The 18,449-nt window shown below is 72.2% G+C and carries 20 protein-coding genes, 1 tRNA gene and 1 pseudogene; 11 read left to right on the top strand and 11 right to left on the bottom strand.

Features of this window, described 5'->3' with window-relative positions:
• Positions 1-55: 55 nt before the first annotated feature.
• Both MKK53_RS16745 and MKK53_RS16740 read right to left on the bottom strand, forming a co-directional pair.
• Positions 56-1,288 carry an RNA-guided endonuclease InsQ/TnpB family protein gene (locus MKK53_RS16745; protein WP_243929827.1) on the bottom strand — a complete coding sequence of 411 codons (1,233 nt, stop codon included), beginning with the start codon at positions 1,286-1,288 and terminating at the stop codon, positions 56-58.
• A gap of 30 nt (positions 1,289-1,318) precedes the next feature.
• Entirely contained in the window at positions 1,319-2,110 is a 792-nt protein-coding gene (locus MKK53_RS16740; RefSeq protein ID WP_243929826.1) for a Crp/Fnr family transcriptional regulator, read from the bottom strand.
• A 677-nt stretch (positions 2,111-2,787) separates the two neighbouring features.
• Between MKK53_RS16740 and MKK53_RS16735 the strand changes: the two are divergent.
• Positions 2,788-3,687, top strand: a pseudogene (locus MKK53_RS16735) (YifB family Mg chelatase-like AAA ATPase); the annotation flags it as partial.
• A gap of 60 nt (positions 3,688-3,747) precedes the next feature.
• Here the strand turns inward: MKK53_RS16735 and MKK53_RS16730 are convergent.
• The 4 genes from MKK53_RS16730 to MKK53_RS16715 form a co-directional block, all read right to left on the bottom strand.
• Positions 3,748-4,194: a hypothetical protein gene (locus tag MKK53_RS16730; RefSeq protein WP_243929825.1), complete on the bottom strand. Its 447-nt coding sequence runs from the start codon at positions 4,192-4,194 to the stop codon at positions 3,748-3,750.
• A 119-nt stretch (positions 4,195-4,313) separates the two neighbouring features.
• A complete protein-coding gene (locus MKK53_RS16725) occupies positions 4,314-4,703 on the bottom strand; it encodes a hypothetical protein (protein WP_243929824.1) in 390 nt (129 codons plus the stop codon).
• Positions 4,704-4,722: 19 nt separating this feature from the next.
• On the bottom strand, positions 4,723-6,600 hold the full coding sequence (locus MKK53_RS16720; RefSeq protein ID WP_243929823.1) for a methylmalonyl-CoA mutase subunit beta: 1,878 nt from the start codon (positions 6,598-6,600) through the stop codon (positions 4,723-4,725).
• A 165-nt stretch (positions 6,601-6,765) separates the two neighbouring features.
• Positions 6,766-7,569: an undecaprenyl-diphosphate phosphatase gene (locus MKK53_RS16715; protein WP_243929822.1), complete on the bottom strand. Its 804-nt coding sequence runs from the start codon at positions 7,567-7,569 to the stop codon at positions 6,766-6,768.
• Between the two features lie 241 nt (positions 7,570-7,810).
• Here MKK53_RS16715 and MKK53_RS16710 point away from each other — a divergent pair, with 241 nt between their 5' ends.
• The 3 genes from MKK53_RS16710 (at position 7,811) to hslV (ending at position 10,394) form a co-directional block, all read left to right on the top strand.
• Positions 7,811-8,503, top strand: coding sequence for a glutathione S-transferase family protein (locus MKK53_RS16710; RefSeq protein ID WP_243929821.1), 693 nt, complete (start codon positions 7,811-7,813; stop codon positions 8,501-8,503).
• A 29-nt stretch (positions 8,504-8,532) separates the two neighbouring features.
• Positions 8,533-9,648 (top strand): tRNA epoxyqueuosine(34) reductase QueG, encoded by a 1,116-nt coding sequence (gene queG / locus MKK53_RS16705; protein WP_279599102.1) that lies wholly within the window; start codon positions 8,533-8,535, stop codon positions 9,646-9,648.
• 209 nt (positions 9,649-9,857) lie between these two features.
• Positions 9,858-10,394 carry an ATP-dependent protease subunit HslV gene (gene hslV, locus MKK53_RS16700; protein ID WP_243929953.1) on the top strand — a complete coding sequence of 179 codons (537 nt, stop codon included), beginning with the start codon at positions 9,858-9,860 and terminating at the stop codon, positions 10,392-10,394.
• 12 nt (positions 10,395-10,406) lie between these two features.
• Here hslV and MKK53_RS16695 read toward each other — a convergent pair whose 3' ends face one another.
• Positions 10,407-10,703 (bottom strand): DUF2218 domain-containing protein, encoded by a 297-nt coding sequence (locus MKK53_RS16695; RefSeq protein ID WP_243929820.1) that lies wholly within the window; start codon positions 10,701-10,703, stop codon positions 10,407-10,409.
• A gap of 244 nt (positions 10,704-10,947) precedes the next feature.
• Positions 10,948-12,384, bottom strand: coding sequence for an FAD-binding oxidoreductase (locus MKK53_RS16690; protein WP_243929819.1), 1,437 nt, complete (start codon positions 12,382-12,384; stop codon positions 10,948-10,950).
• 130 nt (positions 12,385-12,514) lie between these two features.
• Here MKK53_RS16690 and MKK53_RS16685 point away from each other — a divergent pair, with 130 nt between their 5' ends.
• The 3 genes from MKK53_RS16685 to MKK53_RS16675 all read left to right on the top strand — a co-directional run bounded on the left by MKK53_RS16685 (position 12,515) and on the right by MKK53_RS16675 (position 13,868).
• A complete protein-coding gene (locus MKK53_RS16685) occupies positions 12,515-13,210 on the top strand; it encodes a fumarylacetoacetate hydrolase family protein (RefSeq protein ID WP_243929818.1) in 696 nt (231 codons plus the stop codon).
• Positions 13,211-13,218: 8 nt separating this feature from the next.
• Positions 13,219-13,683, top strand: a complete 465-nt coding sequence (locus MKK53_RS16680; protein WP_243929817.1) for an NUDIX domain-containing protein — start codon at positions 13,219-13,221, stop codon at positions 13,681-13,683.
• A gap of 110 nt (positions 13,684-13,793) precedes the next feature.
• Positions 13,794-13,868 (top strand) — tRNA-Gly (locus tag MKK53_RS16675).
• Between the two features lie 495 nt (positions 13,869-14,363).
• Here MKK53_RS16675 and MKK53_RS16670 read toward each other — a convergent pair.
• From MKK53_RS16670 to folE, 3 genes are all read right to left on the bottom strand, one after another.
• Entirely contained in the window at positions 14,364-15,344 is a 981-nt protein-coding gene (locus tag MKK53_RS16670) for a patatin-like phospholipase family protein (protein WP_243929816.1), read from the bottom strand.
• A gap of 71 nt (positions 15,345-15,415) precedes the next feature.
• On the bottom strand, positions 15,416-15,871 hold the full coding sequence (gene hisI / locus MKK53_RS16665) for a phosphoribosyl-AMP cyclohydrolase (protein ID WP_243929815.1): 456 nt from the start codon (positions 15,869-15,871) through the stop codon (positions 15,416-15,418).
• A 24-nt stretch (positions 15,872-15,895) separates the two neighbouring features.
• Complete coding sequence (gene folE / locus MKK53_RS16660; RefSeq protein WP_243929952.1) at positions 15,896-16,690, bottom strand: GTP cyclohydrolase I FolE; 795 nt, start codon at positions 16,688-16,690, stop codon at positions 15,896-15,898.
• 241 nt (positions 16,691-16,931) lie between these two features.
• Here folE and MKK53_RS16655 point away from each other — a divergent pair, with 241 nt between their 5' ends.
• The 4 genes from MKK53_RS16655 (at position 16,932) to MKK53_RS16640 (ending at position 18,272) form a co-directional block, all read left to right on the top strand.
• The gene (locus MKK53_RS16655; RefSeq protein ID WP_243929814.1) at positions 16,932-17,378 is read left to right on the top strand and encodes an iron-sulfur cluster assembly scaffold protein; all 447 of its coding nucleotides are present in this window, start codon (positions 16,932-16,934) and stop codon (positions 17,376-17,378) included.
• Positions 17,379-17,380: 2 nt separating this feature from the next.
• Positions 17,381-17,761 (top strand): membrane protein insertion efficiency factor YidD, encoded by a 381-nt coding sequence (gene yidD / locus MKK53_RS16650; RefSeq protein ID WP_243929951.1) that lies wholly within the window; start codon positions 17,381-17,383, stop codon positions 17,759-17,761.
• A 108-nt stretch (positions 17,762-17,869) separates the two neighbouring features.
• A complete protein-coding gene (locus MKK53_RS16645; protein WP_243929813.1) occupies positions 17,870-18,040 on the top strand; it encodes a DUF3606 domain-containing protein in 171 nt (56 codons plus the stop codon).
• A 46-nt stretch (positions 18,041-18,086) separates the two neighbouring features.
• Positions 18,087-18,272: a DUF2934 domain-containing protein gene (locus MKK53_RS16640; RefSeq protein ID WP_243929812.1), complete on the top strand. Its 186-nt coding sequence runs from the start codon at positions 18,087-18,089 to the stop codon at positions 18,270-18,272.
• Positions 18,273-18,449 lie beyond the last annotated feature (177 nt).

Genomic DNA, 18,449 nt, shown 5'->3' with positions numbered 1-18,449 from the left:
TCATTCGTCATACGGGGTTGATGCTCTCCCCCGATGGCGATCTCCAGCGCCGCCCTCAGGCGGCGAGGAGGGTCCCGGGACGACGCACGGCCCGACGGCCCACGTTGGCGTCCCCGAGGGGTCGACCCCCCTCGCCCGCGGCCTTCGCCGCGAGCCCACGGGCGAGCAGGACGCCCGCCGCGTTCACGTCACGATGCACGTCCAGCCCGCACGGGCAGCGGTGTCGGCGCAGCGACAGCGGCTTCGCCGCCACCGCCCCGCAGTCCCGACACTCCTGCGACGAGCCACGCGCGTCGACCAGGACCATCTCGCCACCGGCTCTCGCGGCCTTGTAGCGTACCATCCAGACCAACCTGCCCCATCCAGCGTCCAGGATGGACCTGTTCAAACCCCTCTTCTGGCTGACGTTCGTCCCCGGCTCGGCGACGGTCCCCGCCGCGGATCGTGTCATGTTCGCGATCCGCAGGTCCTCCAGCACGATCAGCGGATGCTCGCGCGTGAGCCTGGCCGAGACCCTGTGCAGGTGCGTGTCCCGCGCGTCCGCCACGTGCCGGAGCTGCCGCGCGAGCCTCGCCTTCACCTTGCGCCGGCGGTTCGAGCCCTTGCGGCATCGGGCCAGCGCCCGCCGGGACACCCGGATCTCCCGGGCCCGCCGCGAGGCCGGGCGGACGTTCGGGATGCGCTCGCCGTTCGACAGCGTCAGCAGCGCCTCGACGCCCAGGTCCCCGCCGACCGCCTCGCCGGTCGGCGCCTCGGAGGCAACGACCTCCGTGGTCTCGACCGTGAACGCGACGTGCCAGTCGCGCCCGGTCCGGGTGAAGGTGACGCCCAGGATCCGCGCGTCCGCGGGCAGCGGACGGTCCGGGTTCATCCGGATCGGCCGGTCCATGCCCTTCAGCCGGAGGCGGTCACCGTCAATCCGCAGGCCCGCGACCTCCAGCAGGCCGAACGTGTCCCAGCGGGACATGGGCTTGAAGCGCGGGAATCCGGCCTTGCCGCCCTTCCCGGCCCGGGAAAAGAACCCGGTGAAGGCGTCCTCGACCCGCTTGAGGGTCCAGCGTCCCATGTTGGCCGGGTCGACGCCGTGACCCTCGGGGTCGTCTGCGCGGACGACGGTGAGGCTCTTCTGCTGGTCAAGCCGGGTGACGGTCTTGCGCGCGAGCCGCCAGGCGTCGCGTCGCTCCTGCAGGGCGGCGTTGTAGAGCAGGCGCTGCCGCTCCAGCCGCTCCAGGAGCAGGCGGTGCTGGGCCCGTGTCGACCTGAGCTTCTGGCGGTACGTGAGGATCACGCCGCCAAGCTAGAACGAAAGCGGAACGGGTCAAGCCTCTATCAAAGGCTTATCAACCCCAAACGACGAAGGACCTAGAATTCTTCCCCTGCGCCCGTAGACGGCGCCGAGCACCTCGACGAAATGCCGCCGGACGTTGCCGTGGCATTCGCAGGACGCCCGCTCCGCCTTCGCACGGTCGACCAGCGTGAGCTGCCCGCGACCGGTGCGGACCAGGCCCTCGCGCTGCAGCTTGCCCAGCGTCTCGGTCAGGTAGGCGCGACGCACGCCGAGCATCTCGGCAAGGACCTCGTGGGTGACCGGGAGATCGGCGGTGCCGAGCCGGTCCTGCAGCGTCAGCAGCCAGCGCATGGTGCGCTGTTCGAGCGAGTGGACCGCGTTGCAGGCCACCGACTGGAGCAGCTGCGCGACGAGGCAATCGGAATAGCGCACGAACAGGTCGCGGACCGCGATGGATGCCTGCTTGGCCCGCTGGAGCCGCTCGGCCTCGATGCGCAGGACCCTTCCCTCGACCTGGACGACGGCATGCGAGAAGGCCGGCAGGCAGCCGTTGCTGACCACGCCGCCGATGGCGCCCTCGCGCCCGACCGTAGCGGTCTCGACGGTCTTGCCGTCCTTCAGCGTCACGAGCAGCGTGACGATGCTGCGATCCAACGGGAAGGTGACGTGGGATACGTCCTCGCCGGCCCGGAACAGCACGTCGCCGCGGCGGACATCGCGCGGTTCCAGCCACTTCGCGATCAGGGCGCGGTCGCGCGGTTCCAACGCCTGCAGCAGCAGGTTGGCGTCGAGGTCGACGGGGCGTGGCTCGACCGTTCGCACGGTTGGTCCCATGGGCGAATCTTGCTCTGTCCAATAGCGGACACGAAATGTAGTGTCTGTCCGTTGCCTGACAATCGAGACGGAATTCCCGCACGATGCCGATGGGGTTCGTCCGCGCCGTCAGGGTCCTGGTCGGGCCCGGTCATAGGGAACGCGATCACCGGTGCTCCCGTCGTTCCCGGACCTCCATCGTGCTCGACGGGGTAAGCGGGTCCAGGCCGAGCCTACGGCCTTATCGGCGGCGCGCCGCTCCGGTCCCGGTCCGTCACCATGGCGTCGCCCCGCTGGACGGCCCCGTGGAGGGCACCCCCGCCGGATCACACATGCCGCAGTGGATGGCCATCCGCCTCGTTGCCCGAACCGACCACCCGTCGCGCTTCAGGGAGGGCACGCTCGCCGCCCGGTGGGCGGAAGGCACGGCAAGCCTCCAGTCTTCGGCCTGCGGCATGGCCGGCAGCATGCGTCCTCGACGGTGGCCGGACGCTCCCGGATGCCGAGCTAGTCGTCATCCGGCGGCAGCCCTCGGCGTGCCAGGCCATCGTGTCGTGCCCCGGCCCGACGGCCCAGGGGACGCCGCCGTTCAGGAGGACGACCCGGGATTCGTTGCCGGCCCTCATGGTCTGGCCCACCCTGCGAGCTGCACCCCGGGGCCCATCGCGCACGTTCGCAGAAAGTGCCACGACGTGCTGTTCAACGGGCCGCCGGGGGCCGGCAAGTCGATGCTCGCCGCCCGGCTGCCCTCGATCCTGCCGCCGCTCTCGCCCCGGGAACTCCTCGACATCGCCATGGTGCAGTCGGTGGCCGGGGGGCTGAAGGGCGGCGCCCTGTCGAACCGGCGGCCGTTCCGCCAGCCGCACCATTCCGCGTCGATGGCGGCCCTGGTCGGGGGCGGCCACGGGGCCCGGCCGGGGGAGGTGTCCCTGGCCCACGGGGGCGTGCTGTTCCTCGACGAGCTGCCCGAGTTCAACCCGCAGGTGCTCGACTCCCTGCGCCAGCCGATGGAGACGGGGAGCGTGATGATCGCCCGGGCGAACCACCGGGTGACCTATCCGGCGCGGTTCCAGCTCGTGGCGGCCATGAACCCGTGCCGCTGCGGGCATGGGCTGGAGCCGGGCTATGCCTGTCGGCGGGGGCCGAACGAGCGGTGCATGGCGCAATATCAGGCGCGCCTGTCAGGCCCGCTGCTGGACCGGATCGACCTGCGCATCGAGGTGCCGGCGGTCTCGGCCGCGGACCTGATCCTGCCGGCACCCTCCGAGGGCTCGGCGGAGGCCGCCGCCCGGGTGGCCGCCTCCCGGGCGCGCCAGACGGCGCGTTACACGGACCGGGGCCTGCCCGCGGCCACGACCAACGCCACCTGCCCGGCCAAGGTGCTGGAGGAGGTCGCCGCCCCCGATGGGGAGGGCACCGCCCTGATCCGGCAGGCGGCCGAGACGATGCGGCTCTCGGCCCGGAGCTTCCACCGGATCCTGCGGGTCGCCCGCACCCTGGCCGACCTCGACGGCGAGGCGCAGGTGCGGCGGTTCCACCTCGCGGAGGCGCTGTCCTATCGCGGGCGGAACGAGGGGATGGCGTAGCGGCTGCACGAACCGCCGCCGTCACGGCGTCCGTGGTGACGGCAGGGGGGCGGGGCCGCCCTACTCCGCCGGGGCGGATTCGTCCGCCGAAACCTTCTCGGCCGGCGGCTCGGCGCTGGCGAGGGCCTTGCGCTCCAGCATCGGCTGAAGGCGCTCGGCGAGCTGCTTGTCGAGGTGGCGGGCGTAGGCGCCCTTGAAGTAGCGCTCGCCGGTCTTCGCGCCGAACAGCCGGTCGTGGGTCTGGATCATCGCGGCGACCTCGGGCCGGCACAGGAAGCCCGTGATGCCCGCGGCCTCGTACCAGTGGCCGGCGCGGGCTTCGCGGATCGCCTTCGGGTTCGCCATCACCGTCTCGGCGAAGCAGTCGGTCGCGGCCTGCCGCAGGGGCTCCATGGCCTTCTCGGCCACCACCGGATCGGGGGCCTTCGCCACCATCCGGTGCGGACCGGCTTGCGCGGTCGACCCGAGGGCGAGGACGGCGAGCGTGGCGATGATTGGGGACTTCATGCGGGGCGGCCTCGTCGGGTATCCGAACCGGGTGTCAGATTCCCCCCGGATTGCGTCGGGAACAGGGCCGGGACGCGGTGCCGGCGTGGTATCGCCACGCAAGTCCCGCGCCGTGGCGGTCAGCCCCGGCGCGCGGCGTTCCAGCGCCCACGGCATTCGACGGTGCCGGAGGCGACCCAGGTGCCCCGGCCGACGCCGTTCGCCCCCAGCCGGCCGACCACGTTGGCCGTGGCGAAGCCGTTGGAGATCGAGCCGCTGAGCGCACCGGTGCGGGAGACCTGCCCGTTCACGGTGAAGGCGGTGCCGACGAAGCGGGCCTGCCCGTTCTCGATGCGCACGGGGTAGCGGTAGGCTCGGTCGCAGGAACCCGCCTCGGTGACGATCTCGACGGCCCACGTCCCGTCGAACCGGGCGGGGGTGGCGACACGGGCGGGGGCCGCCGGCGCGGCCCCGGCCGACAGGCAGAGGCCCGCGGCGAGGCATCGGGCCGACGTGGCGGAACGGATCATCGGATCGGCCTGACCGGGCTCAGCGGGTGGGGCTCCGGAGGGCGCGCCGGATCGCGTCGTCGAGCAGCGCCAGAAGGTCGCAGCCGGCATGGAGGAAGGCGTGGACGCCCGCCGCCTTCAAGGGCTCCATGAGGTCGGTCGGCCGGCCGGCGAGGTAGATCGTCCCGGCGCCCGCCGCAACGAGCGCCCCGGCGGCCTCCACCGCCCGCTCGGCGTAGAGGGCATCGGAGGAGCACAGGCAGACGAGGGGCGCGCCGGAGGTCTTGAAGGCCGTCACCAGGGCCTCCGTCTCCTCGAACCCGTCGTTGGTGATCGCCTCGATCCCTCCGGCCGCGAAGGCGTTGGCCGCGAAGGACGCCCGGGTGTTGAACGCGGCGAGCGGCCCCAGATTGGCCAGGAACACCGCAGGGCGCCGTCCGGCCTTGTCCAGGGCCGCGTCGGAGGCGTCGCGCAGGATCTCGAACGGCGCGGCGAGGCGCAGGGACGGCAGCGGATCGCAGGCGACCGCGGCGGCGGACCCGAAATTCGCCGCCGGGGCGGGGGGCACGGGAGCCACGTCGAGGACGGCGGGCGGCTTCTCGGCGAGGTTCGGGAACTCGGTCGCCCCGGTGAGCGGCATCCGCCGCGTGGCCACCGCCTTGGCGCGGGCCTCCCGCACGGCCTCGATCCGCCGCTGGATCTTGCCGACGCTGAGGGAGGCGACGATGCCGCCCTCTCCCTCGATGGCCCGGAACGCGTCCCAGGCGGCCTCGGCGATCTGCGCCGTCAGCGTCTCGAGCCCGCCCGCGCCCGCGGCCGGGTCGCTCACCCGGCCGAGATGCGATTCCTCCAACAGGACGATCTGGCTGTTGCGGCCCACCCGCCGGGCGAAGGCGTCCGGCAGGCCGAGGGCCTGGGTGCAGGGCAGCACGCAGACGCTGTCGGCCCCGCCCATGCCCACCGCCGCCGCAGCCATGCCGGTGCGCAGGATGTTGGTGAAGGAGTCGCGCCGGGTCATCATCCGCCACGCCGTCTCGGCATGGATGCGCAGGGGCTTGGGATCGAGGCCGCAGGCCTGCTCCACCCGCGCCCAGAGGCGGCGCATGGCGCGGAACTTGGCGAGGGTGACGAACTCGTCCGCATCCGCCACGAGGAGCACCGCGATCCGGTCGCGGGCCGTGTCGAGGTCGGTGCCGGAGGCTTCCAGGGTACGCAGGTAGGCGACCGCGGTGGCGAGCACCGCGCCGAGTTCGGCCGCCTCCCCGGCGCCGGCCTCGTGGTAGGGGCGCCCGTCGGCGAGGAAGGCCCGGCCGGAGAAGCCGGCCGCCCCCAGCTCGGTGATCGCGTCGGCGAGGCGGGGGGCAATCTCCTTCCACACGCCGCCGAGGGTGCCGCTGGCGGCCAGCACGCCCACCGGGTCGATGCCGAGGTCGAGGTCGTAGGCGGAGAAGTCCTCGCCGCGGGCGGCGGCGACGTCGCGCATCCACCGCGCCGCCTCGAGGCCGCGCCCGCCCGCGTCGAGTCGCAGGCCGATGAGGGGCAGCATCACGCCGGACAGGGCGGTCGCGAGCCCGGCGGCGTCGTGCACCGTCAACCCGTAGCCGCGGGCGCCGAACGCCCCGGCGAAGGTCAGGACGAGGGCGTCTGCCCCGCCTTCGAGGTCGGTGAGCGCCTGCGCGGCGGCGGCGGCCGGATCGGGATGGTCGACGCGCTGGGCGATCCGCCACGGGCCCGGCGCCCGCACGGGCTGCGCGACCGGCTCGGCGGGGCCGTAGAGGGGCTCGATCCGCAGGCCGTCGGCGGTGCGGGAGACGAGCTTCTTCTCGAAGTCCGCACCCTTCAGCGCGGTCTCGACGAGGGACAGCCAGCGCTTGCGGTCGGCCGGCTCGAACAGGTCGGCGAGAGGTCTGTTGTCCATCGGTTCGGCCGAGCCCCCCTCAAGGCACGCCACGCGGGGGGTGAGCCCGCGGGAGCGCGCGTCGCAGCGTCGTGGATGCGCCGCGGTTCAACTGCCGCGGTCGTTCCGCTGCTGCGTCGCACGCAACCCGTTCCGATGCAATTCCCCGGAAGGCCGCTTTTCCGGTCAGCCGAGGATGATGAGGCCCGCCAGGCCGAGCGCGCCGACGATGATGCGCCACCACGCGAACAGGCGGAAGCCGTGCCGGGACACGTAGTCGAGGAGCACCCGCACCACGAACAGCGCCGAGATGAAGGAGACGACGAAGCCGATCGCGATCAGCCCGACATCGTTGCTCGACAGGTTCTTGTAGTTGTCGAGCAGGTCCTTGGCGAAGGCGCCGGCCATGGTCGGCATGGCAAGGTAGAACGAGAACTCCGTGGCCGACCGCTTGTCGGCGCCCATCAGCATCGCGCCGACGATGGTCGCCCCCGAGCGCGACACGCCGGGGATCATCGCGAGGCACTGGAAGATGCCGATCTTGAAGTCCATCGGCAGGGTGAAGTCGTAGACGTCGGTCTTCTTCACCTCGAGGTCGGTGTCGTCCACCACGAGGAGGACGAGGCCGCCGGCCACGAGGGTGGCGCAGACGATCCAGGGGTTGAACAGGTAGGCCTTGATCAGCTTCGAGAAGAGGCCGCCGATGATCGCCGCGGGCAGGAAGGCGATGAGGATGCCGAGGACGAACCGGCGGGCCTGGGGGTTGTGCGGCAGGGCGGTGGCGATGCCGAGCAGGCGCCGGAAATAGACCAGCAGGATCGCCAGGATCGCGCCGAGCTGGATCAGCACCTCGAAGGTGTTGTTGGGCGAGTGGAAGCCGATGAAGTGGCCGACCAGGAGCTGGTGGCCGGTGGAGGAGACGGGGATGAACTCCGTCGCGCCTTCCACCAAGCCGAGCAGTACCGCCTTGCCGATGCTGATCGGATCCATGCTTCGCCTCGCGCCTTCCGGCGCACGCACGGAAGGCGCCGCCCTTGTGTCGTCCGCCCGGAGCCATCGCCGATCAGGGTTGACGGGCGGTTACCGTGTTGGGCGGCACGTGTTAAGGGGGCGGCAAGAAACGGGCAATAACGCTTCACCCGAAGCCCTGTCCGATGGGGCGGACGGCGCGAGAGGGAGCCCCGCGCCGAAGTGACCGTCAAGTGACCGTTCTGTCCCCTCCGCGGCTTCGATGGCGAACCTCTATCACTTTCCCTTCTGCGCCAATTCCCGCTTCGTCCGGCTGATCCTGGCCGAGATGGGTCTCGAACCGACCCTGATCGAGGAGCGCGCCTGGGACCGGCGCGACGAGTTCCTGCTCATCAACCCGGCCGGGACCACGCCCGTGCTGCTGGAACAGTCCGGCACCGTCGTGCCCGGCGCGGGCATCATCGCGGAATACCTCGACGAGACCCGCGGGCTCGGCCTCAGCGGGCGCCGCCTCCTGCCGGAGGATCCCACCGGCCGGGTGGAGGTGCGCCGCCTGCTGGACTGGTTCCTCGTGAAGTTCGAGGGCGAGGTGACGGGCTATCTGGTGGCCGAGAAGATCGCCAAGCGGTTCATGTCCGCACACCAGGGCGGCGGACCGCCGGACATGAACGCCATCCGCGCCGCCCGCACCAACGTGCGTTACCACTTGAAATACATCGGCTATCTCATCGCCCGCCGCCGCTGGCTCGCGGGCGACGACCTGTCCTATGCCGACCTGGCCGCCGCCGCCCACCTCTCCTGCGTCGACTACCTGGGCGACGTGCCCTGGGAGGAGGACGAGATGGCGCGCAACTGGTACGCGCGGGTGAAGTCGCGCCCCTCCTTCCGCAGCCTCCTCGCCGACCGGGTGGCCGGCATGCCGCCCGCGGCCCATTACGCGGATCTCGATTTCTGAGCGCACGGCGCATCCACCACGGCCCGGACCTGCGCCGGCTGGTCGAGGACCGCGCGCGGCACCTGGGCTTCTGCGGCCTGCGCATCACCCGGCCCGACCGCGTCCCGGACCTGCCCGAGCGCCTCGCGCAATGGCTCTCGGAGGGCGCCCACGGCACCATGGCCTGGATGGAGGAGCGGGCGGACCAGCGCGCCCGGCCCGTGGGCCTGTGGCCGGGGGTGCGCAGCATCCTCGTCCTGGCCATGAGCTACCGGCCGGAGGAGGATCCCCTGGCCGTCCTCGCCCGGCGCGACCGCGCCGCCATCGCCGCCTACGCCCAACGGCGGGATTATCACGAAGTCTTGAAGGGCAAGCTGAAGGAACTCGGCGGCTTCCTGTCGGCCCGGGGCGATGCCCGGGTGAAGGTCTTCTGCGACACGGCCCCCGTCATGGAGAAGGCCCTGGCGGAGGCGGCGGGGCTCGGCTGGCAGGGCAAGCATACGGTGCTGATCTCCCGCGAGGCCGGCAACTGGCTGCTGCTGGGGGCGATCTACACGAGCGCCGAGTTCGCGCCCGACCCGCCGGGGCAGGATCATTGCGGCTCCTGCCGGGCCTGCCTCGACATCTGCCCCACGGATGCGCTGCCCGCGCCCTACCGCCTCGATGCCCGCCGCTGCATCTCGTACCTCACCATCGAGCACCCGGGGCCGATCCCGGCCGAGTTCCGGGTCGCCATGGGCAACCGGGTGTTCGGCTGCGACGACTGCCTCGCCGTCTGCCCCTGGAACAAGTTCGCCCGGCAGGCGGCGGAGACGCGCCTCGCCGCCCGGGACGACCTCGCCGCCCCGGACCTGCGCCGCCTCGCCGCCCTCGACGATGGCGGGTTCCGCCGCCTGTTCGCCGGCACCCCCGTGAAGCGCACGGGGCGCGACCGGTTCCTGCGCAACGTGATGATCGCCGTAGGCAACTCGGGCGAGCCCGGCCTCGCCGACGCGGCGGTGGAGCGCCTCGGCGACGCCTCGCCCCTGGTCCGCGGCATGGCCGTCTGGGCCTGCGGGCGCCTCCTCGACGGGGCGGCGTTTGCGGAGCTGCACCGCCGCTACGGGGCGGGCGAGGCGGACGGGCATGTGCGCGAGGAATGGGCGCTGGCATCCCGCCGGGCGTGATCCCTCGCGGGCGCAGCGGATCCCGGCGGTGGCGCATCCTCGGGTTGCCGCGCGGCGCCCGCAGTGACGACGGTGGCGGGAAGTTCGCGCGTCGCCGGCGGGGTGAGCGAGAATGGCGCTGGACGCGGGGGGAAATCCTCCCCATCTGCGGCCCATCACACAGCCGGAGCCGAGACGTGAGCCACGACGACCGGGGCGGGCCGCCCAGCATGCACGCCACCACGATCCTGATGGTCAGGAAGGGCGGCCGCGTCGTCATCGGCGGCGACGGGCAGGTCAGCCTCGGCCAGACCATCGTGAAGGGCAACGCCCGCAAGGTGCGGCGGCTGGCCAAGGGCACGGTGATCGGCGGCTTCGCGGGCGCGACGGCCGACGCATTCACCCTGTTCGAGCGGCTGGAAGGCAAGCTGGAGCAGTATCCCGGCCAGCTCACCCGCGCCTGCGTCGAGCTGACGAAGGACTGGCGGACCGACCGCTACCTCCGCCGCCTGGAGGCGATGATGCTGGTGGCCGACAAGGACGTGAGCCTGCTCCTGTCGGGCTCCGGCGACGTGCTGGAACCCGAATGCGGCGTAATGGCCATCGGCTCGGGGGGCAACTACGCCCTCGCCGCCGCCCGCGCCCTGGAGGACGGCCCCATGGATGCGGAGGAGATCGTCCGCCGGGCGATGGGCATCGCCGCGGAGATCTGCGTCTACACGAACGGCAACCTCGTCATCGAGGCGCTGGACGAGGTGGCGCAGTAGGCCCGTTCCGCCTCAGGCGACGGCGCGCGACCAGCGGATGTCGCCGAGCCCTTCGCGGAAGGCGAAGCGCAGGAGGTGGTCCGAGACCACGTTCTCCAGGCGGGTGAGGTTGACCGGATCGGCGCTCTCGATGCGCATCACAAGGGCGTCGGGCTCGGCGTTGAGGGTGCAGACCCGGTCCGCCCCGAACGGCACCGTGCCGTGGTCGGCCGTGGCCTCCACATCGAACTTATGGCTCCAGTGGCGGCAGAGCTGCTGGAGGTAGCGGCTCGCCTCGGCGGTCTGCACGCGGGCCAGGGAGGAGGGCATGCGGGGGGACTCCGGATCGGTGACGCTCGACGGATCGTCTCGCAACTGCGAAACACCCGTGGCGGGATGCAAGGGGCGGGCCTGAATTTCGAGGTCGTGGCCGCGTCGCTCTTAGAAAGTCGGATCGAAGCCTGAACAGCGAGTTAACGCCTCGGTTCGATTGCGGCGGGCCTGCCCGCCGCCCCCTCGTCATCCCCCCTCACGCGAGCCGAATTATGGCGCGCTGCACAAAAGTCGCGGCTTGTCACAGGGCCGGCCCGTCCCCGGGCGGGACGACCTTTCCCGGATTGAGCAGGCCCCGCGGATCGAGGGCCGCCTTGAGGCTGCGCATCATCGCGAGGGCGACCGGCGGGGTGTAGCGGGCCAGCTCGTCGCGCTTGATCAGGCCCACCCCGTGCTCGGCCGCGATGGAGCCGCCGAACTCGTACACGATGTCGTGAACGATCCGGTTGAACCGGCTCCAGTGCGTCAGGAACTCCGCCCGGTCCATCCCCACGGGCTGGCTGAGATTGAAGTGGATGTTGCCGTCGCCGAAATGCCCGAAGCCGCAGGGCCGCAGGCCGGGCATCGCGGCGAGGCAGGCGGCCTCCGCCCGCGCGAGGAAGTCCGGCAGCCGGGCCAGCGGCACTGAGACGTCGTGCTTGATCGAGCCGCCCTCGCGGGTCTGCGCCCCCGGCACCGCCTCCCGCAGGCCCCACAGGGCCTCGGCCCGCGCCGCGCCGGTGGCGATGGCGGCATCGCCGATCAGCCCCGCCTCCAGCGCCTCCCCCAGGGCGGTTTCGAGATCGCGGCGCATGTCCGATCCCGGCCGGCAGGACGAGACCTCGATGAGGGCGTAGGCGCCGTGCTCCTGCGCCAGCGGCCGGACCGCGCCCGCGGTGTGGCGCAGGGCGATCTCCAGGGCGAAGGGAGGCATGTACTCGAAGGCGGTGAGGTCCCGGTCGGCCCTGTCGCGCAGGAAGACGAACAGGTCGAGGGCGGCCTGCGCCGAGGCGAGGCCGACGAAGGCGACGCCCGTGGAGCGCGGCTTCGGGAACAGGCGCAGCACGGCGGCCGTGACGATGCCCAGCGTCCCCTCGGAGCCGATGAAGAGCTGCTTCAGGTCGTAGCCGGCATTGTCCTTCCGCAGGGCCTTCAGCCCGTCCCAGACGCGGCCGTCGGGCAGCACGACCTCGAGGCCCAGCACCAGCTCCCGGGCGTTGCCGTAGGCCAGCACGTTGAGGCCGCCCGCGTTGGTGGCGATGCCGCCGCCGATCCGCGCGGAGCCCCGGGAGGCGTAGGTGAGGGGGAACAGCATCCCCGCCGCGTCCGCCGCCTCCTGCACCTGCGCCAGGATCGCCCCGGCCCCCACGGTGATCGTGGCGCCCACCGGATCGAGCGCCCGCACGGCGGCCAGCCGCTCCAGGGAGATGACGACCGCCCCCTGCGGGACGCCGCCGCCGGTCAGCCCGGTATTGCCGCCCTGCGCCACGAAGGGCACCCCGGCGGCGGCACAGAGGGTCACCGCGGCCGCCACCTCCGCCGTCGAGCCGGGCCGCAGGACGGCGGGCGTCGCGCCCGTGTAGAGGCCGCGCCGCTCGGTGAGATACGGGGCCACGAGGTCGGGGTCGGTCAGGACATGGCGTTCGCCCAGGGCGCCGCGCAGGGCGGACAGGAGATCGGAGGCAGCAGGCTGAGGCATCGCATGAATCTTGCGCCACTTCCCCCGCGCAGCAAGCCCGGCGGATGGCGGCCCGGGGCGGATGCCTTACAACAGGGCTGGCCCGCGGCAGCCCGGCTGCCGGAGAGGGCGCGAACGACCGAGGATCCCGATGCTGTCCGTCATCCAGAATCCGCCCCGGACCACGCTGTCGATCGTCGGCAGCCAGGATTTCTTCCCCGTGCGGCGGGTCTATTGCGTCGGGCGCAACTACGCCGCCCATGCCCGCGAGATGGGCGCGGACCCGGACCGCGAGCCGCCTTTCTTCTTCATGAAGCCCGCGGACGCCCTCCAGGTCGTCGGCCCCGAGCCCACCGCCCACCCCTACCCGCCCAAGACCGCGAACTATCATTTCGAGGTGGAGATGGTGGCCGCGCTCAGCGGCGGGGGCACCGACATCCCGGTCGAGGCCGCCCTCGAACAGGTCTACGGCTACGCGATCGGCCTCGACATGACCCGGCGCGACCTGCAGGACGAGGCCAAGGCGATGGCCCGGCCCTGGGACCTCGGCAAGGCGGCCGATTTCTCCGGCCCGGTCGGCGCGCTCCATCCGGTCTCCCTGGTGGGGCACCCGGCCAAGGGAGCGATCACCCTCTCCGTCGATGGCACCGTGCGCCAGAAGGGCGACCTCGCCGACATGATCTGGTCGGTGGCCGAGCAGATCGCCTACCTCTCCACCTATTTCGCCCTGCAGCCCGGCGACCTCATCTTCACCGGCACGCCCTCCGGCGTCGGCCCGGTGGGGCGTGGGCAGCGCATGGTCGCGGCGGTGGCGGGTCTCGGCGAGATCGCCCTCGACGTCGTCTGACCGGCCGGATGCTCCTCGACCGCCCGGCGTTCCGGCGCCTCTTCCTCCTCGGCGCCCTCGCCACGCGGGGCGTCACCCTCGGCGTGCGGGGCATCGCCCTCGACGGCGAGGGCCGGGTGTGCCTCGTGCGCCACACCTATGTCGCCGGCTGGCACCTGCCCGGCGGCGGCGTCGAGCGGGGCGAGGCGGCCCACGACGCCATGGTGCGGGAATTCCGCGAGGAGGCGGAGATCCGCCCGGACGCGCCGCTGCGCCTGCTCGGGCTGTTCCACCACACGGCGGGTGCCGCCCGGGACCACGTCGCCGTCTTCCTGGCCCCGGCCTTCACGCTGCTGCGGCCGAAGGCGCCCGACAGGGAGATCGCCGAGAGCGGCTTCTTCCACCCCGATTCCCTGCCGGAGGGCACCACCCGCGCGACGCTGGCCCGTCTGCGCGAGCTCCGGGAAGGCCTTTTGCCGGGATCGCATTGGTGAGGTGAGAAACGGGCTTGCGTCCCCCGCCGGAATGGTGTTTAGAGAGCGCCGCCGGGGGCCGCCGGCACGGACTTCCGGAGACGGACTTCTGCGGTGGCTCGGCATAGTGAGCGGGTGTAGCTCAGGGGTAGAGCACAACCTTGCCAAGGTTGGGGTCGAGGGTTCGAATCCCTTCGCCCGCTCCAGTTTTCCCAACCAGACGATCGACAAACGACAAGCCGCCTTTGGGCGGCTTCGTCGTGTCTGGGGCGGCGTTGCGTTCGCTTGCGGCGCGGTGTGCGCCGCACTCCGTGCTCGTCAGGCTGCGTTTTCGTCGGCCGGGAAAAAGGGCTCGCACGAGATCTGGCGAGGCCCGATCACCAAACGGCGTTTCAGCGCCCCTGAAGAGTTTTCTGCATACCTTGGATCGGGTGTCCCCACGGCTCTGTACGGGTCCCCTCCCCCTTGTGGGGAGGGGTAGGGGTGGGGGTGGTGCCGGAGAAGGCTCGGCGGTGCCTCCTGAACCACCCCCACCTCCCACTCCTCCCCACAAGGGGGAGGAGAGCGCGTCGAGCCTCACGATCCAGAGTTATCCAGAAAACGTGCCGACAACACGCAGGTGGAGCACACCGCCGAGGAGATCCTCAAGGATGACGGTTTTCCCAAGGCGTTTTAACGAGGAGGACCTCGCGGCCTCCCGCTCACACCCGCGCGGCGGCGCCTTCCAGCGCGGCGCGGATCTGCGGTAGGGCCGTCCGGGCGGCGTGGTAGCCCAGCGCGATGCCGTCCTCCGCCCGGTGGAAGTCGAACAGGCCGAAGGCGGCCACGTCGGGGCCGATGGCCACGTCCGGCGGGTCGCGCTCCAGGCGGGCGCGGGAGATGCGGTTCTGGGTGATGTTGAACGCGTCGAGCACCACCCGGGCGATGCCCGGCAGGGGGGCCTCCGGCGGCGTGCGGGCGAGGCCGGGCAGGCGCCCCCGGACGGCATCGAGGATCCCCCGGCGTGGGGCCGGGGCCGTCACCTCGCGGACCACCGGCCCGCCGGTGTCGCCGTTGAGGTTCACGCAGACCACGACGTCCGCCCCGAGGGAGCGGGCGAGGGCCACCGGCACCGGGTTGACCAGGGTGCCGTCCATCAGGAACCGGCCGTCGATATCCACCGGCGGGAACAGGCCGGGGATGGCGTAGGAGGCCCGCACCGCCTCGACCAGGGGCCCCTCGGTGAGGGCGACCTCCGTGCCGGTGCCGAACTCCGTGGCGACGCAGCCGAACCCGATCCGGAGGCCTTCGATCCGGCGGTCGCCGAGATCGGTGAGCAGGCGCCGCCGCAGCCGGTTGCCGGCGATGAGCCCCGAGCCCGGCAGGCGCGGGTCCACGAGGCGCACGACGCGCCCCCGGGTCAGGGAGCGGGCGAAGCCCTCCAGCCGGTCGAGCCGCCCCGCGGCGTAGCAGGCTCCCACCACGGCGCCGATGGAGCAGCCCGCCACCACCGTGGGGGCGAGGCCCGCCTCCTCCAGGGCGCGGATCACGCCGATATGCGCCCAGCCCCGGGCCGAGCCGCCGCCGAGGGCGAGGCCCAGGCGCGGCCCGGCCTCGGCCGGGCGCACCGGCTCCACCGCGCCGGGCGGGAATTCGGGCTCGGTGCGGCCGGCGGCCCGGCGGGCCGTCTCGGCCGCACGCATCCGCGCCGCCTCCCCCCGCGGGGGAGAGGGAAACGGGCGGTGGGGAACCTCGCGGGGCTCCGGAACGCGGTTCATTCCCCGGCCGGTCGCAGCCGCACCTGCCCGGTCGCGGCGTCGAGGGCGACGGTGCGGTAGAAGCAGGCCCGGCGGCCCGTGTGGCAGCAGCCGCCGTCGCCGCCCACCTCGACGGTGATCAACAGGGCGTCCTGGTCACAATCGGTCCGCATCTCCACGACGCGCTGGGTCTGGCCGCTGGTGGCGCCCTTGCGCCAGAGCTGGCGGCGCGAGCGCGACCAGTACCACGCCTCGCCGGTCTCGAGGGTTCGGGCCAGCGATTGTGCGTTCATGTGGGCGAGCATGAGCACGCGCCCGTCGCCGGCATCCACGGCGATGCAGGTGATGAGCCCGTCGCGGTCGAAGCGGGGCGTGAAGACGGTGCCCTCCTCAACCTCGGCGGCGCTGCCGGGCTCGGGGAAGGCGATGCCGGACCCGGAGGACCGGAGGGGGGAGGGATCGGTCTCGGACATGGCGAGGGTGCAAGCCGGGGGGGCTTACTTGGCTCCGCCGCGGACGAGGGTCAGGAAGCGGATCTGCTCGTCCGGCGCGTCCTTGAACACGCCGCGGAACTGGGTCGTCAGGGTCGAGACGCCGGCCTTCTGCACGCCGCGCATGGCCATGCACAGGTGCTCGGCCTCCAGCATCACCGCCACGCCCCGGGGCTTGAGGATGCTCTCGATGACGTCGGCGATCTGCGCCGTCATCGTCTCCTGGGTCTGGAGCCGCTTGGCGAAGGCATCGACCACCCGGGCGAGCTTCGACAGGCCCACCACGCCCTTGGACGGGTAGTAGGCGATGTGCGCCAGCCCCATGAACGGCACCATGTGGTGCTCGCAATGGGAGTGGAACGGGATGTCGCGCACGAGCACGATGTCCGAGTAGCCCTCCACCTCCTCGAAGACCCGCTCCAGGAGCGAATCCGCCTCGATGCGGTAGCCGGCGAAAATCTGCTCGTAGGCCTTGGCCACCCGGGCCGGCGTCTCGATCAGCCCCTCGCGGGTCGGGTCGTCCCCGGCCCAGCGCAACAGGGTGCGCACGGCGGCCTCGGCCTCCTCGCGGCTCGGGCGGCCGGTGGCGATGCCCTCCGGCACGCGGGTCGCGGAATCCGGCTCCGGGGCGACCTCGGCCACGGGTCCGGTGCCGTCACGGAACGGCCGATTGTCATTGCGCATGCCGTTCAAGGTCTGGCCATCGACGCGGTACGAAAGGGATTTGAGTGCGGCATCCATGGCATCTCCGGCCCGCGCCACACGGGTCTTCATGGTGGTACTGTCGGGCTTGGCATACATGTCGGTCAGGCTCGGGCTCTCGTGTAGGGCCCGCGCCCGCGTCGGGTGCGCGGGCCGGTGCCCCGGATGTCGATGGGCCATGGAGCCCGACCTCGGCCTTGGGCGCGACCTCGGTCGATCCGCCGCCTCCTCGCGAAGCGACGGCGAAACACCTATATCGTGTGTCGCGGGCAAACGCGCAATCCGACGCCGGCTGCGCAGGCGGCCCATCCGCCGTTATGCTTGCCCAACCGAGGCTTTAATGCTCGACGAAATCTACAACCGCAGGATCCTCGAACTCGCGGCCGACATCCCGCGTCTCGGCCGTCTCCCCGCGCCCGACGCCAGCGCCACCGCCCATTCCCGCCTGTGCGGCTCCACCGTCACCGTGGACCTGATCCTCGGCGAGGACGGGCGCGTGACTGATTTCGCGCAGGATGTCAAAGCCTGCGCCCTCGGGCAGGCCTCGTCCTCGCTGATGGGCCGGCACGTGGTCGGCACCTCGGCGGACGCCCTGCGCGCCCTGCGCGGGGCGATGCGGGCCATGCTCAAGGAGGGCGCGCCGCCCCCAAGCGGTCCCTTCGCGGACTTCGCCGTGCTGGAGCCGGTGCGGGACTTCAAGGCGCGCCACGCCTCGACGCTCCTGACCTTCGACGCGGTGGTGGATGCCCTCGATCAGATCGAGGCCAAACGGCGCGCCGCGGCGTGAGCATCCCGCGCAGGGCCGTGCGGCTGGCCATCCGCACCTACCAGCTCAGCCTCTCCTCCGTCGTCGGCCGGCAGTGCCGGCACTGGCCGAGCTGCTCCGCCTACATGGACCAGGCCGTCGCCACCTACGGCGTCTGGCCGGGGGGCTGGATGGGCTTCGCCCGGGTCTGCCGGTGCGGGCCGTTCGGCACCCACGGCATCGATCTCGTGCCCAGCCGGCTGCCCGAGGGGGCGGTGTGGTACCGGCCCTGGTCCTACGGCCGGTGGCGCGGGGTCGAAGCCCCGCCCGTCCCCGAGGGCTCGCTCCTCGTCTGCGAGGAGGTCGAGGAGCGCCCTCCGCCCGCCCCCCTGCCGTTCCGCGACCCGCCGTTCCGCTGGGGGTGACAGGGGCGCCGGTTCCGTCCGCGGCCGTGAAACCTAATGTGCGGCCTCCGGTTGAGTGATGAAGGGCCCGGCACGGCCGGGCGCCACTTCTGATCGGGGTCGCAGACCATGTCCACGGGGACCGAAGGCAAGAACCACATCGCCATCTTCGACCGCACCAGCCGGCTGGTCTGGGCCCAGCATTTCGGGGTGACCGAGGCGCGGCTGCGCAAGGCCGTCAGCATGGTCGGCACCCGGGTGACCAGCATCACCGCCTATCTCCACCGGCCGGGATCCTGAGGGGCGGCCGATGGCGCGGTGCATGAGCCCGGCCCGGTAGGTCGCGATGGCGTCGGAACAGACCACAGGCGGTGAGTCCCGCGACCGGGACGTGATCACCTTCGACCAGATCCGGGAGCGCGCCTACGAATTGTGGGAGCGCAACCACCGGCCGGAGGGCCTGGAGATCGAGTTCTGGCTGATTGCCGAACGCGAGCTTCGGGCGGAGCGGGGGCGGGACCGGGGCAGGTAGCCCCGCTTCCATCGCGAACGATGGGCGGCGGCTCGGCGTTGCGGGTCGTGTCGGGGCGCGTCCCTGGATTGCTTCGCTCCGCTCGCAAAGACGATGGCGGTTCGGGTGCCCCGCTCCGTCATCGCGAGCATGGCGAAGCGACCCAGGGCGGCGGGACGTTTTCGCAGGTAGCGCGTC

The organism is Methylobacterium sp. J-076 (genome assembly GCF_022829405.1).
Taxonomy (GTDB): Bacteria; Pseudomonadota; Alphaproteobacteria; order Rhizobiales; family Beijerinckiaceae; genus Methylobacterium.
The sequence above is the reverse complement of the archived record's forward strand: the minus strand, read 5'-3'. Positions and strand labels throughout refer to the sequence as shown.